Genomic DNA, 15,497 nt, shown 5'->3' with positions numbered 1-15,497 from the left:
CCAACCTCGCCCGGCCCGGTGGGCAGTTCACCGGGCCGGGCGAGGTTGGTGACGAGCCGGTACAGCGTGGCCTGGGACGGCGCCGGCACCGTGCCGGGGCCGTGCCGGTCCTGAAGGATCTGGTTGATCAGCGGGAACAGGCCGTTGATGGTGCCCTTGGAGCGCCCGCGGCGGCGGCGCAGTGCCTCGCGGACGGCGGCGACGACCCGTTCGTCGGATCGCCCGGTGGGGCTGGAGGCGCGGGTGGTGCGGTGGTCGAGCAGCCCCCACAGGCCCTGCTTGCGGTAGGCGAGGCGCATACGCTGCACCGTGGTGCGCGACACCCGGCCGAATCCGAGCGCGGTCAGCTCCTCGGCCTTGGCCTGCTCGCGCTCGGCCAGCGTGTGCCGCTGCGGGTCGTACTGCGGCCGGACCGCTCCTTCGCTGCCGGGCCCGCCGGCAAGCCCGCACTCGACTTCCCGCACGTGCCGCCGCCAAGCCAGGGCCTTCTCACGCGCTGCGGCGGGAGCGGTTTCGAACAGCCCCCATTGCGGGGCCGCCTGAGGCGCATCGGCTCCGATGATGGCGAAGCCGGGGTCGGCGAACAGGTGCCCGGCGAGCACGGTCTGGCCGCCGCCGTCCGGGCCGAGGAGGTGGATTTCCTGCCCCGAAAGGGCGACCACCTGCCACGTCACGTCACAGAACCGGACGCGAGCACCGACCTTCACGGCCGGCCGGGCATGACGCCGCGCGCTCACCGGGCACCTCCCGTCTTGCCCGGGTTGCTCCAGCCCCGCGGGCCGACGGGGACGCGTTCGTGCAGCGGCGTGTCCAGACCGGCCGTCAACCGGGCGTGCCACAGGGCGTGGAAGACGCAGGGGAGGACCTCGATCGGGTCGCCGGCCGCTTCGGCCCCCTCGATCAGCGGCCGTGGCCGCGTGAACGCCTCGATGACCGCCTCCGTCAGCCCCGGGCGGCCGGCGTTGCGGGGGTGGCGGTAGCCAGCCAGCCATTTCAGGTTGGCGGCCAGGATGTCGTCGAGAGGCGGCAGGCGGCGGTAGGTCCAGCCGATGTCCGCGCATGCCTGCGCCACTGCCTCGGCGGCCTTCTGCGCCCGCTCGCCGCCAGCGCCCGCGTGGCCGGGGCAGTCGGCGAGCAGCGCGGTGCCGTCGGCACGGCGGGCGAAGAGCTGCGGCACCCAGGAACGCACCTGGCCGCGGCGATTGCGCCACAGCAGCCGCACCGGCCGCCCCGCCAGGCCCGTCACCTCCGGGTCGCGGTCCAAGACCATCAGCTGGGCGCGCATCGCGTTCGACCCCGCGGCCACGTGCCGCCCGGTGGTCGCCGACCACCACAGGCCCGGCCCCCAGCGCCGCCCCGGCACGGCCGGGAACGCCGACACCGGCGGCAGGTCCTCGAACGCCACGGTCATGGCGGCATCCGCCCACCGCTGCTGCGCCGCCTGCCCCACCGGGTCGAGGAAGACCGCCTCGAACCCGCCTACCTGGTACACGGCCGCTCGCCCTGCCCGGCCCCGGGCTGCTCCTGTACTGATCACCCACGCTAGCCAAGCCGCTCCCGCCCGCCCGGACCGCTGTTTTCAGTGTTTCTGCCACGAACGAGTGCCGTATCAGCTAACAGCCGACTCGCCCCCGGCGCGCGGGCTCAGCCGCCGCTCTCCTGCCCGCCCGCGGACAGCATCTTGCGGAGCACCTCGACGGGCATGTCCACCCACCCGGCGACCTCCTCCAGGGGCACCCCGCCGTTCACCGCCGCCACCGCGGTCCGTTTCCAGGCGTTCTCGATCAGGCTGGCACTGTGACCGAGCCCGCGCAGCAGCCGTCGGGCGACGTCGGCGGTCGGTCCGGTCTGCACCCCGCGCAGCTGTAGCAGCTGTTCCTCGGTGCTGTCGATAGCGCTGGTGATCAGCCTGCGCTGCTCGGCGGGCACTGCAGCCCGCCACATCGTCCCCGAACCGGGCGCCTTCTTCTCCTTGCTCAGCACCCGCAGCTGGCCGGCCATGGTCGAGCTGTGGTGTTCCTGCCGCAGCCACCACGGGTCGTTGTCGTACCCGGGCGGCCCGCCGGCGCCGCGGCGAAGGCGGATGACGCTGCCCATCCAGGAGGTCAGCGGGCCGCCGTAGTCGGTCGCCGCCAGTGGCCCCAGCCACGGCCGGCCGACCCGCTCGCCGAGCCGACGGCAGAACGTCCCGTCGGCGGGCAGCGCCCGCGGCCGGCCGGCACCGCTGTCGGCCCACACCAGCTCGGCCATGGCCGGGTCCAGCAGCGTGTCGGCCACCGCCACCACCTCCGGGAAGATGACTGCGTCCCGCCCCACGATCCGCCACCGCTCCAGATCACCACCTGCATCCCCGCCCGCGACCTGGTGCAGGCGCCGGGGCCAGATCGTCTCCCGCTCCCACTGCAGGGCCTGCTCCCACCACCGGGCCACCACCGCATGCGCCAGCGCGAACACCCGCTCCGGTTCCGCACCGGCCCGCACCGCCCGCCGTGCCACCGAGGCCCACCGCCGCTGCCCCGCCACCACCTCCGGCAGGCCACGCAGGTCGAGGTGCTCCAGCGGCTGGTTGGCGTCCGCGTCCAGCAGCCACCGCCGGTGCCGGACACACGCCCGCTCCCACCGCGGCGCGTACCGCACCGCGGTGGGAGCTGTCCCCGTGCGCCGGGCCGTGCACAGCCGGCAGCCGAACGCCACCGGACCGGCCACCGCGCCACCGATCCGCCACAGCCCCACCGGATCGCCACCCTCGGCGCGCAGCTTGGCGTCCCCTTCTTCCCAGGACGGCAACGCCCGTGCCAGCACGTCTTCCTCCACGCCGCACATGCCTGCCAGGAGCTGGCGTCCGGCTGCGTTCAGCAGCACCTCGGCGTCGGCACGTGCGCCTCCGCCCTCGTGCCCAGGGGGGTAGTTGCGCCACTTCCAGCAGGCCCGCAGCACCTTCGCTTCCATCCCGTAGCGGCTGGCGGTGCGGCATATCAGCGACGCCGTTGTCTCTCCGGCGAAGGGCGCGACACGGAAGATCCCGGGCGGGAGACTGCCGCCCTGGACAGCCCCGTCGGCGTTAGCCATGGCGGCTTCATTCCTCGCTCTCTGTTCTTGGCGGATCCGGCTGTCCGCATCCCGCTGCGCCGCAGGTCTGGGTGGGCGCGGCGCTCGGGTCTGTGCTGGAGACCGCGCGGTGGCTGACGCAGATACGGACGAAAGCCGATGCCCCGGCTTGACCCCGAGATCGCCTGTATCGATGTCGCTTTCTGACCAGCATGTTCCTGGGGCACATCGCAGTGTCAGAACAGGTCGCGGACGGGGTCGTATGTGCCGAAGGCGCGGGCGCTGGCGTCCTCGATGAGTGTGCAGAAGGCTTCTTCGTGGTCGTGCAGGGTGCCGGGGGGACGGTTGTTGTCTCTGTTCCAGCGGGGCAGGCCTGAGCCGTCGATGGCGGGCCGGGGGATCGGGGTGAGCCAGTAGTCGCTGGTGATGACGCGGGCGGTGCCGTCGTCGCGGTCATGTGTGAGGGCTTGAGGGCAGTCGTCGCTGCTGTCGCCCGCGCCAAGCAGCACGGTGGGGGACTGCAGCGCGTCGGCGATCGAGCGGACCTTGTCCACCTCGCCCTCGGTCAGCTGGCGGCCGTGCCGTTTCACCTCGGCGGGAATGATGGTGCCGTCCGCCATGAGCAGGGCGATGTCGGCCTCACCGATCTGCTGCTTCCCGCGGTAGAACTCGACTCCGGGGTGCGCGCCCACCAGGTAGCCGGGCCGGTTCGCCAGGGCCGCGATCAGCCAGCGCATGATCAAGGCGTGGTAGACGGAATCGTCGTCGATGGACCGTCGCAGGGGCTCGGCCAGGCGGTATCGGAACGTCAGCGACGTCAGGGCGAACGGGTCCACCATGGTGCGGCCGCATCGTGGGCAGCCGGCGTTGCCGGTCTGCTCCACCGGGCGCAGGACTTTGAAGCCGCAGTGATCACAGATGAGCTGGACGACACGCAGGACGAGGCGCCGCTGCAGTGCCCACCGCAGCCAGGCTTCCGCGACCGAGCGTTTCCCGCCCAGCGCTTTGCTGAGGGAGCTGAGATCGAATGCGCCCGAGGTCTCGGCGTCATGGCTGACGTTGATGTCCGCGAGCAGTTCGGAGAACTGCGCCATTGCGGCGTCGGGATCTTCCTGAGCTGCGGCTACCTGCCTGGCCAGACGATCCGCCCGCGCCTTGAACCAGCTCATGGATGTGCTTGCCGCAGTGGAGTACAGCAGCGAGAGCAGGCCGCGATGAGCCAGCCAGCGAACCCCGTGCGCACCGCCGGCGAGTTCGGCCAGCGCGACGGCGTGCTGTCCGGGGACGGACTCCCGTACCGTCAGGCCGTGTTCACGCGCGGCCGCCTCCAAGAGAGTCCACGCCTGCGGCCACTGCACTTCGGCAACGCCCGTCGCTGAAGCACTGACGATCGCGCCGCCTCCCCCGTACGCCGGGTACACGGACCAGCGCCCACCGCGTAGCGGTACCAACGAAGGCAGCGGCTGCCGGTCGACCTCGACCGTGACACGGACCGACTGGTCCGTGTTCACCAGAGCCAGTACCTCCCGGTCGTCCTCGGTCAGTGTCGGCGCCAGCGCGCGGCCGGCGGCGAAGGTCAGCGGCATGCTGGAACTCCGGGCCAGGGGCGCGGGAGTGGCGACCAGTACATCGGAAGGGCTGAGGGCGTAAACCGGACGGTGGGGCAGAGCACGCCCCACAGCCTCAAGCTCCTCCTGCGGCAGCGTGGCCGAGGTGAGCACCATCATGGGCGCCGCGCCGGTCACCCAGAACGGCTGACGAGCGACGGTTTCGATCCTCGCTTCCGCTTCGGCGGCGTCCAGTTCCCCAGCCGGGGTACGCGACACCGGCAGGCCGATCGGCACGATGTGGGACCAACCGTGCAGGGCCCGCAGGTTCCACAACAGGGCGGCGTCCGCGACGCTTTTGTGCTCGCAGAGGACGTAGACGTTGCGGCCCAGGTCGCGGGCTGCCGCTCCGGCTTCCTGCAGCCAGTCGTCAACACCGTTGGTGCCCACCCACACGGGACGGGGTGTCAGGGACATCCGGCTCAGTCCCACGGGCGTGACCTGCCGGCACCGCGTCAGCAGGTCATTCACCCCCAAGCTCTCGGGTGTCTGCCGCTCGAGGGTCAAGACATCGGAGAACTGCAGATCATCGCGGGCTCTTGAGTACGCCAGCAGGTCCTCGTCAGGCCGGTGCGGCAAGCGCCCCAGCATGACGCTGTACACCAGCTCCCAGGGATCGTCCGCCGGTGTGCCTGTCACGGTCACCGTACGCAGACTCTCAGCGTCTCGCGCCCCGGCAATCATGAGAACCGGTATCTCTTCGCCCCGCCCCGTCGGCAGCCGCATCGCCTCGCCCAGTTCGCGGCATCGCTGCTGCCATGCCTGTGACTCGGTATCAGGGACGACGACCGTCAGGTAGTCGAGCTCGCTGCGCAGCAGCATCGTCCGGTACAAGGCGCTGACGCTACCGTCAGCAGCCACCGGAACAATGAGGTCGCCGACCCCGCCCCACACCTGGCAGGCACGCTCGATCACCCGCAGCAGGCCTGCGTAGTCGTCGTCGCGAATCAGAAAGGCACGTCTAAACGGTCGCACATGGCGGCGCGCCAATACCGTTCCCTGCGTGGCAATCCGGTTCAGAACGTTTTGCATGCCGAGGCCCCCGAAGTCCGTCTGCGTTCCTCAACAGATCATGCCGGGTCCACGGCAGGGTCGCGCCTGGATCCGCAGACACCAGCCAGCGACTGTCAGCTTGACCTGGCGTATAGGACGGCGATGTCAGTGATGTGCGGCAGCATCAGAGCATGACGCAGATGAACAAAGAGTGGGCGATCGAGAAGCTCAAGGGTTTCCTCCACACCGCAGCAGTCGAGTGGGTTGCGCCACCACACGGCATGGTGAGTGCTGGGAGCTTCAAGTTTAAGAATGCTTCGAAGCCAGAGGCGCAGGCTGCTGCGCACATCGCGGAGCAGATCTTGGACCGGGTGATCCCTGACTGGCGAACTGCAGACTGGGAAGAAGCCAAGAGGCAACCGATGTGGCGCCACCGGGAGGCGGCTCACCGCGCGGTCGCCTTCCTGGAGGCAGAACAGGAATTGCAGGAGAATCTCGGCAGCGGCGCGCCCCAGCTCGACGCAGCCACGCTGCACCCATGGGTCTGGGGCAGCGTGCAGGGCCTGTGGAGCAGCGGCCACTTCCGCGAGGCGGTCGGCGCTGCCGCCAGGGCAGTGAATGTGCAATCCCAGGCGAAGCTTGGACGACGAGACGCCTCCGAGGCCAAGCTCCTCTCCGATGCTTTCTCCACCAATCAACCTGCCCCGGGGCACCCCCGCTTGCGTCTCAGCGAGAACGACGGGAGCGACACATTCAGAAACCGCCACGACGGTGCAGGAAACTTCGCAAGGGGTGTCTACTCAGCCATCCGCAACCCCATCGCCCACGAAGAGGATGAGGAACTGGAAGAGAACGAGGCACTGGAGCAGCTGGCCGCATTCAGTATCTTGGCGAGATGGGTGGACACCGCCGCAGTGGAGAATGCCAGGTGAGAGCCGAACTATGCTATCCGAAAGCGGCGTTCTCCACGCCAGAGGCGAGCGCCGCTACGCCGACAACCTGACTCCAGCCCCACACGCATCGAGTGCTCTCCGCTTGTGTCACGGAGCAGTAGTGATGCCAGCAGCGGTCAATAGGTGCTGTTGGCCGGGGTGGAGGGTGCTCCATTGGCTGCGTTGGGCGTTGGCCCAGTGCTGGAGGGCACGGGGGAGGGTCTCGTTCCCGTTGATCGTGGTGCGGTATTGCTGCCAGGTGCGGTGCCAGGTGTAGGGCCAGGGTGGGTTCCACCACGGGTCGAGGGCGGTGAGCGCCTCAATGGTGGTGGTGGAGAGGACGCCGGCGCGGGCTTTGCGGCGTTGCTGGCACAGCCATCTGCCGAGGGGGAACCCGTCTTGCCGGGTGTGTTTGTCCGGGGTGAGGTGGCCGTGTCGGGCGGCGTAGGCGCGTGCGTGGTCGATTCCGGGGCTGGCGGGGTAGGAGCGTGTGGCCGGGGCGGGCCGTTCGCCTACAACAGCGTCGGGTGTGATGCCGAGGGCGGTCAGGAGGTCCTGCTGGCCGGGGTGGAGATGCTCCCAGGACTCCTGCTGGACACGGATCCACCGGACAAGGCCTCGGGGGAGGTTCGTGGCCGGTACGCCCTCGGCACCCGTGGCTGCTGTGCGGAGGCGGTGGTAGGCCTGCTGCCATCGCAGGGGCCAGGGCGGATTCCACCACGGATCGATCATGGTCAGGGCTTCGGCCCGGGTGGGGGAGAGACGGCCCTGACCGGCGCGTCGTCGTTGCCAGGCCAGCCACCTCCCCAGCGGGAACCCGTCAAGGACGGTGCTGACGGGCGCGACAATATGGCCGTATCCGGCCGCGTAGGCGCGAGCTTGTGCGAGCGCGGTGTCGAGAAGACCGGGCTCGGCGCGGGGAGCCGGTGGTTGGGCGGCCCGGGCTGTTTCGGCGTTGATGCCGATCTTGGTCAGCAGGCGGTGCTGTTCGGGGTCGAGCGTGCCGTAGCCGGCACACTGACGCCTCAGCCAGTCGGCCAGCTTCTTCTCAAGGTCCGCAATGCCGGTACCACCGTCGACGGCTGCGGACACGGACTCTGACCGCTCGCGTACGCGGCTCCAGTTGCGTTGCCACTCCAAGGACCAGGTCGGGTTCCACCAGGGGTCGAGCGTGGCGAGGAGCGTGCTGACCGGCCATGTCCCGCCTGTACTGCGATGGTGCTCCCGCGCCTGGCGGCGCTGTTCGCTCAGCCACCGGCCCAGCGGAAACCCCTCAGGACAAGCTTTCAGGGGCGTGGCGAGGTGGCCGTGTGCGGCGGCGTACGTGCGCGAGTGGGCCAGCCCGGGGCCCGTACCGCAGAGCTGGGCGATGACCTCGTGGGGGCGAGCGGCGGCAGTCTCGGCGGTGATGCCGATCTCCGCCAGCAGACGCTGCTGCAGCGGATGCAACTGCTTGTAACCGGTGCACTGTACGGACAGCCACGTGGCCCAGCCGTCACTGCCGTCCGGCCAGCCACCTTCTGCAGCCCCTCGGCGCCGGTCTTGGGCATGAGCGTGGATCCGGTACCAGGTGCGCTGCCACGCCAAGGGCCACGGCGGGTTCCACCACACGTCGATCGCGTCGAGCACCTGAAGGTGCGCTGGTTCGTCCTGGCGGCGTGTGAGACAACGCTGGGCAGCGAGCCACTTCCCGAGCAAAAACCCCTGGTACGAGACGTTCTTGGTGGCCAGGGCCAGACATCCGTGTTCGGCGACGAAGGCACGCGCACAGGCAACAGCCGTATCGATGCCCGCTGTCCGGCTCGTTCGGCGCGGGCGTGCGCCACCGGCGGCCTGGGCCGTGAGGCCGATGTCGGCCAGCAGACGGCGTTGTTGGGGGTGGAGTGAGCTGTACTCGGTGCACTGCAGGTACAGCCATTCCCCGGTCAGCATGTGGGTGTCGGGGAAGCCGTCGGCGGCGTTGAGGGGGCCGTGGCGGCTGACGTGGTCGCGGGCGCGGTAGTAGGAGCGCTGCCACTTCACCGACCAGGGGATGTTCCACCACGGATCCACCTCCTTCAGGGCGGCGGCCTTTTCTTCGGGCAGGGTCAGGGCGTGGGCCTGCTGGTTGTGCACCCATTTCCCCAGGGCGAAGGAACCGACTCGGGTGTCGCGTTGGGTGGCGAGGTGGCCGTGCTGGGCGGCGTAGGTGCGTGCGTGGGCCAGGCCGGCGGCGAAGGCGCCCTCGGCGTGCACGCTGTGGCCCCGCAGCCGTTTCTGAGCCGGCGGACCCTCTGCGCCCGCGGTCTGCCGACGCTGGTAGCCCGCGAGAATGTCGGCGAGAGGCCGGGGCCGGAGCGCCAAGGGGACCTGCCACAGCCGCTGTTCGTCGTCTCCACTGCCGCCCTTGGTACGGATGCACTGGTACGTCCAGGCAAACAGCGGTCCGTGGGTGCAGGCGGCCAGACGCTCGGTGAGCCACGGTCGCCGCAAGCGATGGCCCAGCTCGCCGGGCACGCAGGGCACATCAGCCAACCGGTAAGGGAGGTGACCACCGCCGTCAGCAGCGACACGGAGCCGCCAGGCCGGGCTGGCCAGAAGCGTGGCGAGGGCGACGGTCTCGGGGTAGGTGACCAGATCCCGCGCCAGGATCCGCCACCGCTGCGGATCCTCACCCGCGGGCATGGCCGCCTCCAGCCGCACCGGCCACAGACGTTCCTCGGGCCACTCCTGCGCCCACCACCAGGCCGTGACCGCCTCAGCAACATCGAACGCCGAACCAGCGACGGGGGAGCGGCGCAGCAGCCTGCGGTGATCCTCCTGCGCCTGGACCACCTCCGGGCATCCGGCCAACCCGACGACACGGCCCCCGCTGCCCGGCACGCTCTTCAGCCAGCATCGATGGCGTGGGCAGACTCGCTGGTGCGCCGCCAGGTACACCCGGGCTGGTGCAACGTGACCGGTCCGCGCAGCCACACAGCCCGGGCACGCCGGACCCCAGGCAGCAACCGTCTCCACCCCGTTGTAAAGCCGCGCCGCCAGCCGCTCCTTCGAGGGGCCCAGCGGCTCCTCCCGCGTCCAGGCCGGCAACGCGCGGCGTAAGCCCACCTGCGGCACACGACACAGCGCCGCGACCCGGTCCCGGGCCGCGGCGTTCAAGAACACCTCACTGTCGCCCTGCAGAGCCCGGACGACGCCCTGCTGGCCAGCCACTTCGGTAACCGACGACAGCAGACTCCGCACCGTGAGGCCGTACCTGTCCGCGATCCGCCCCAGGAACGACAGCGTCATCTCACCCTGCAGGGGCGTCACCCGAAAGGCACCCGCGGCCAGCAACAGCTCCCCCACCCATCCCGTCGCTTGTGACAACTATCGTGCTTCGGCTCAACAAGCAGGTGCCGGGCCCGTCAGCCGGTGTCAGGTCAGTAGTCGAGGTCGAGGTAGTCGATGTCGTTGAGGGTGACGTCGGAGAGTCCTGTGGCGCGCCCTCCGCCGTCTTGAAAGTAGATCTCTTTGAATCCTTCGGCGATGATTCCGCGCATCTGCTGGTCGCTGGCGCCCGCGTTGCGGGCGTCGAACAGGCGCTGCGCGTACGCCGGGGGGAGGTGCACGGTGAGTCGCCGGAAGCGTCCGTCGTCGGTCGTTCCGACGGGCGCGGTGTACCCGAAACGGGCCCTCGTCTCCACCGTGATCCCGGTTGCGGTAGCGGCCTGCTTCTGGCGGCGTTTGCGCACTTGGGGCTGCCAGCGGGCTCGTACCGCGTCGTTGATCTTCGCGGCGACGTCGGCGCGGGCGTGCTTGCGGGCGCCACGCCTGTAGCGGTTCACCGAGTCGGCGGTGACCCCGATCTCCTGCGCGACGGCCTTCGCACTGCCCAACTGCTTGAGCAGGTAGCCGATCTGACCCTTCAACGTCTTCGGCGGCTGGCGGGTGAAGGCCTCCCGGTCGGCGCGTTCGATCGCGTCGTCGATCTCGCTCACCGGTTACTCTCCTTCGTCCAGGACGGCGTCGCCGCCCTTGATGTGGCGGGCCGGGTTGAGGCTCTTCTCCATCAGGTCGACCGCCCACAGCATCGACTGGACGCCCTCCAGCTTCGCCAGGCCCGGCGTGGGCCCGAGGCGGAATCCTCCGGGCTGCGGCTTACCGCTGGCGGCGTACGGCAGGAAGTCCAACGGGCTCTCCCCCGGGGACGGGTAGACGACGCAGTCGGAGAGCACGGCGAGCGGGTACAGGCCCGTCATCTTGACCATGTTGTTGAGCTTGCGGTGCATGTTGACCCGGGCCTTGCTGATGACGGCGGCGCGGATGTCCGGGCGCCAGGTCGGGCGCTGCATGGCCGGCCACGGGTCGCCGTCCTTGTACTGCTTGCCCTGCGGGCGCTCGCGGAGCTTGCCGACGCCGCCCTTCACGGTCGCCTTGATGGCGCCGAGGACGGCGGCCATCGCCGGGTCGACCTGCTTGTGCTGCTCCATCGCCGCGAGGAACTGGCGGTCGTCCAGTTCCCGGGTGACGCCGAGGTCGGCGAGGGTGTCGACGTAGGCGGTCTTGAGCCGGTCGTGCCACGGGTCCAGGTACGCGCCGGTCTCGCGGCGCAGGTACGCCTCGATAGGGTGGACGTCGTAGCCGAGCTCCTGGGCGTAGGCGACGGTGTGCGTCTGGTACCAGGCAGGTCCCGTCGGACGGCTGCCGTCCGGGGTGAACGGGCTGGGCAGGCGCGGGTCCAGCTCGATGTGGGACAGGTCGACCAGCCAGCTCCCGGGGATCTTCGGGTTGAACGTCGGGGCGTGGAAGTGGTCCGGGGCGGACAGGCCGACGACCAGGCGGGCCGCGGCCGCGAGGAACGCGGTGTTGAGGTCCAGGCCGACCGCGAAGGGCAGCACGCACTCCTCATCGCTGAGCGTCTCCACCGAGCGCACCCACTGGTACGCCTCTTCGTTGAGGAACCCGCCACTCCAGCCGGAGTTCACGACCACGGGGTGTTCCGGGGTGGCTTCCGGCGGCGCCGGGTCCATCGGCTCCACACCGAGGGAGCCCGCGTTGTAGCCGGACACCCAGTTCCCGGTTGCCGGGTCCTGCACGGCCTTCGTCGGCGGGCGCAGCGCCGTCATCAACTCCAGGCCCGAGACGGCGGTGGAGCCGCGTGGGGTGATGACCCGGGTCGCGTAGACACCCAGGACGCGTGCGATGTCGGCCGGCTCCATCTCACAGACGCCGGGCCACGACCGGAGATCGAGGGCGTCCCACGACAGGATGGCGAGCTGCACGCACTGCCGCTCGCGCCCCTGGGCCTTGCGGTAGATCCGCGCCCACGGGCCGAACCCGCGCTGCGTCAACTGCCACCGAGCCTTCGCCACCTCTTTGACCACCGGGTGGTCGGCGGGCAGCCGGAGGGAGCGGCGCTGCTCGTGGCCCTCTAGGCGCTCGGGCAGTCCCAGCCTCACGGCGGCCGCGGCGGTGAGCACGATCAGCGGGTCGGAGTCCTTGCCGTACCGGTTCAGCTTCGCAGCCCCGAGGCCGGACTCGCGCAGCGTCCACTCCACCAACTCCGGGATAGTGGTCGCCGGGCAGTCGAGCACGATGCCGTCGACGCCGTACGCACTGCCGTCACCGTCCAGCACCGCGAGCGGACCATGCGGGAACCGGGAGTCGGCTACGGGCGCGGAACGCTTCTTCGCCGGACGGCGCGACGTCGCCGACTCAGCCTGGACGACGGGCACCTCCACTACGGCGGGCGCCTCGGGCACGGCCGGGCCGGTGAACGTCTCCGCAACCGGTTCCGGGTTGAGCGCGGGAGCCGGGGCGGGCGTGACAGCGGGAGCTCCGTGGGCCGGGTACTTCGCGGCCCACCCGTTCAGCAGCCGCTGGTAGGCATCCAGGCGCGGCGACTTCGGCTCCGAGCGGCCGTTCTCCCAGTTCTTCACCGACTGGGTCGTCGTCTTCAACGCGGTCGCGAGGCGGGCCTGGGTGATGCCGGCGGCCTCACGAAGCCGGGCACGCTCCGCCGGAGGCGGGAGATGCGGCTCCTCGTTCAACAGAGCGTCGACGGACGCGAACAGCTCTTCCTCAGATGCCATTCCCTGCACCTTCACATCAGGACCCGATACTGCTTAACCAAAAACTTAGCCCACTCCTTAACCTTCCTGTGCCCATTCCAACCCCAGCGCTGCGAGCGCGGCGAGTTTGTCGACGGTGAGCTTCGCGCGGCGGCTTTTGCTGTTGCTGAGGAACACTCCGAGTCGGACTTCTGTCCCGTCCTCCAACTGCTCTGTGTGGCCTCTGGGGACGGTCACGGAGCCCTCCCGCGCCTTGTACTGCGCCAGGGCTGCAATACCCCGTTCGAAGGCTCCAGAGGCGCCCTGGGGGGCCTTGGCGGGCGTTTCCTGCTCCGGTGGGAGCGGTACGACACCAAGTTGCTCCAGGCGCTCGCGCTGCCCGTCCATCAGCGAAGCCCACACCACCGGTTGGCGCTGTTTCGCGGCCCATCGTCCGATGTCCATGCCGTGAACCGTGACGCCGGGCAGGACATCGGCCTGGCCCTGTTCGTCGCGTACGAGTTCGCGTAGTGCGGCGTAGTGCCGCTGCCATTCGGCCGGCCACCCGGGGTTCCAGTCTTCGTCGACAGCTTCGAGTGCTGTCTTCCAGTCGGGGTGGTCGTCCAGCGCACCAGGACGCCGCAAATTCGCGAGCCACATCCCCAAGGGTCTATCCAGCATGGCCGCCGTGCGGGGGGCGCAGAGCGTCCAGTGTTGGTCGTAGTACGCCTTCGCGGCTTCCAGGTTCTCCTGGAACCTCTCATCGGCCATCGACCACACCATGCCGAGCCGCTCCAGGCGCTGGGCGCGCTGCCCGCTCATCTCCCCGGCCCCATATGCCCGTCGCTGCTCCGCCACCCATTGTCCAAGAGGTGTCGCGCCCTCGCGGTGTCCGTAGGGCACCCTCGCGTTCCCGACCCGCTCGACGTACGTCTTCAGCTTCGCCCAGCCACGGGCCCAGTCCTGACGTTCGGTGTCGATGACATTGAAGGACACCCAGTCCGCGACCATTACCGGATCCCTGGGGGCGGCGAAACGGAGCAGCAGACGGGATTCATCCTCGCCTTCCCCGGGCGGCGTACCGATGTGCTGGGACGGTTGCGCGACGTCCTTCTGCGGCTCCTGGGGGATCGCCAGCAATTCGATTGCCTCTTCGTCGTGAGCGCGTAGACCTTCAAGGATCTTCACCAACGGACGATACGATCCCGAAGTGAACATGTCTTCCGGCTTTTCCCCGGGCTGGAGAAAAACCGGCACGATCAGAGAGGCGAGCTTGCCCTGCCCCGGCTTCTGACGCAAAGCGCGCCCGATAGCCTGGACAATATCGTGCGGCGCACCCTTGGGATCCAGGAGAGCCACGGAGTCCACGGCGCGAATATCAACGCCCTCACCCAATACGCGGCAATTCGAGAGAATGGCACGCAGTGCCGCGGTGCCGAATTTGCCCAGGACTCCGCGCCGGCGTTCGGGTACGTGCTCGCCGCAGAGCCAGTCGGCCCAGATCTGCGCCGGGTACCGCTCAGGCCGGTCGGCGTGCAGTTTGGCCGCAACCCGCTCCAGGCCCTCCGCGTACGCCTGTGCCTCGATGGTGCGGTGGTGGAAGGTGATGCACGTCGACAGGTCGTGCTGCGCCATCGTGTGCAACAGTGCGGCCTGCAAGGCCCCGAGCCGCTGACCGCGCACCTCCTCACTGCGCCGCTCCTCACCCATCAGCCGCTCGGGCGTGACAACCGGGTCCTGGAGCTCCAGCACGATGATCTGGTACCGCGCCAGCAGCCCGCGCGACACAGCAGATGCGAGGGACAGCTTGTAGAGGACGGGTCCGAAGACGGTCTCGTCGTCCATGGAGGCCGCCATCCCCCGAGGCAGCCGGTCACGCACCCCCTCAGCAACCTCGCGGTTCAGCCGCTCCTCCCAGATCCGCGGCGTCGCCGTCAGGTACAGCCGGCGCACCGACGGAATGACCCCCTGGTCGTGCACCGCGGCCCAAGCCTTACCCATCGAGCCACTTGTCCTGTGGGCCTCGTCAACCACCGTCAGGTCCATGGGAGACAACTGCTGCCCGTAGGCGCCCTCGAACGCCTCGGAAAGGACACCGAGGCTGGCGTACGTCGCGAAGACGGTGACCGGCCCCTGCCCATGCCACAGGGCGAGCTGCACCGGATTCGTGGTGCTCCGGACCTTAAGATTCCACAATTCCGGGTCGTCCTGGAGAGAACACACCGCGACCGCCGGACCCGTGTGCCCGGCCGCATTCCACGCCTGAACCGTCTGGGACAGCAAATCCAGCGTCGGCACCAGAACGAGAATGCGGCCCTTGGGCGCGAGCCGCTTTGCCGCCGCAGCCGCGATGATGGTCTTTCCCGTTCCGCACGCGGCGTGCACCTGTCCGCGCAGGCCATTCACAGGAATCCCGCCCGGCGAGATATCGAGACCGCGCACAATGGCGGCAACGGCCTCGATCTGGTGGGCACGTAGTTTCACGGCCATTCCCGTGTTCTCCTTTTCGCGGAATGATGCGCGCATCAGAATGGAGATTCCCGGAGCGACGAATGGCTCAGGAGTGATGCTGTCTGTTCCCAGACTCTACACAGTGCGCGAGCATGATGCATCACTCTTGCTTAAACTTCCGCACTCTAGGGTGACACATGACCGATTCCCGCCTTCCAGTGACTCATCAGGGTGTATGCTCGTGAGATTCGGTGGGGTTGCGTACGGGCAGTTGAGAACGGGGGAGGGGTTCGAGTGGAGCGCAGCGGAGCCCGTCACTACGGTGGGGCCGCACTTCGTCAGGCCGATGATCCGTCACATGCGTTGCAGAGGTATTAGCTGGGAATCCCAGACCCTACACAGTCCCGCACGTGATGCACCCGCCCTTGCTGCCAGCCCAGGCGCCCGCGCTCGCG

General features: G+C 69.4%; 8 protein-coding genes and 1 pseudogene. 1 reads left to right on the top strand and 8 read right to left on the bottom strand.

Features of this window, described 5'->3' with window-relative positions:
* The 4 genes and pseudogenes from BFF77_RS16330 to BFF77_RS16315 form a co-directional block, all read right to left on the bottom strand.
* Positions 1-737 (bottom strand): annotated as a pseudogene (locus BFF77_RS16330) (transposase); the annotation flags it as partial.
* Positions 734-1,492: a TnsA-like heteromeric transposase endonuclease subunit gene (locus tag BFF77_RS16325; protein ID WP_066949801.1), complete on the bottom strand. Its 759-nt coding sequence runs from the start codon at positions 1,490-1,492 to the stop codon at positions 734-736. The gene BFF77_RS16325 and the pseudogene BFF77_RS16330, both read right to left, overlap by 4 nt.
* A 152-nt stretch (positions 1,493-1,644) precedes the next feature.
* Positions 1,645-3,069 (bottom strand): TniQ family protein, encoded by a 1,425-nt coding sequence (locus tag BFF77_RS16320; RefSeq protein ID WP_066949798.1) that lies wholly within the window; start codon positions 3,067-3,069, stop codon positions 1,645-1,647.
* Between the two features lie 215 nt (positions 3,070-3,284).
* Positions 3,285-5,687 carry a hypothetical protein gene (locus BFF77_RS16315; RefSeq protein WP_141698452.1) on the bottom strand — a complete coding sequence of 801 codons (2,403 nt, stop codon included), beginning with the start codon at positions 5,685-5,687 and terminating at the stop codon, positions 3,285-3,287.
* A 152-nt stretch (positions 5,688-5,839) separates the two neighbouring features.
* On the opposite strand from BFF77_RS16315, the gene BFF77_RS16310 reads away from it, so the two are divergent.
* Positions 5,840-6,580: a TIGR02391 family protein gene (locus tag BFF77_RS16310; RefSeq protein WP_066949805.1), complete on the top strand. Its 741-nt coding sequence runs from the start codon at positions 5,840-5,842 to the stop codon at positions 6,578-6,580.
* A 108-nt stretch (positions 6,581-6,688) separates the two neighbouring features.
* Here BFF77_RS16310 and BFF77_RS16305 read toward each other — a convergent pair whose 3' ends face one another.
* From BFF77_RS16305 to BFF77_RS16290, 4 genes are all read right to left on the bottom strand, one after another.
* Positions 6,689-9,907: a Helicase associated domain protein gene (locus tag BFF77_RS16305; protein WP_079125211.1), complete on the bottom strand. Its 3,219-nt coding sequence runs from the start codon at positions 9,905-9,907 to the stop codon at positions 6,689-6,691.
* A 74-nt stretch (positions 9,908-9,981) separates the two neighbouring features.
* The gene (tpg, locus tag BFF77_RS16300) at positions 9,982-10,539 is read right to left on the bottom strand and encodes a telomere-protecting terminal protein Tpg (RefSeq protein ID WP_066949790.1); all 558 of its coding nucleotides are present in this window, start codon (positions 10,537-10,539) and stop codon (positions 9,982-9,984) included.
* Positions 10,540-10,542: 3 nt separating this feature from the next.
* The gene (gene tap / locus BFF77_RS16295) at positions 10,543-12,633 is read right to left on the bottom strand and encodes a telomere-associated protein Tap (protein WP_066949787.1); all 2,091 of its coding nucleotides are present in this window, start codon (positions 12,631-12,633) and stop codon (positions 10,543-10,545) included.
* 57 nt (positions 12,634-12,690) lie between these two features.
* On the bottom strand, positions 12,691-15,081 hold the full coding sequence (locus BFF77_RS16290) for a DEAD/DEAH box helicase (RefSeq protein ID WP_066949784.1): 2,391 nt from the start codon (positions 15,079-15,081) through the stop codon (positions 12,691-12,693).
* Positions 15,082-15,497: the final 416 nt, after the last annotated feature.

Origin of the sequence: Streptomyces lushanensis, from assembly GCF_001700515.1 — a bacterium.
Classification (GTDB): domain Bacteria; phylum Actinomycetota; class Actinomycetes; order Streptomycetales; family Streptomycetaceae; genus Streptomyces; species Streptomyces lushanensis.
This window is presented reverse-complemented; position numbering and strand designations above follow the sequence as displayed.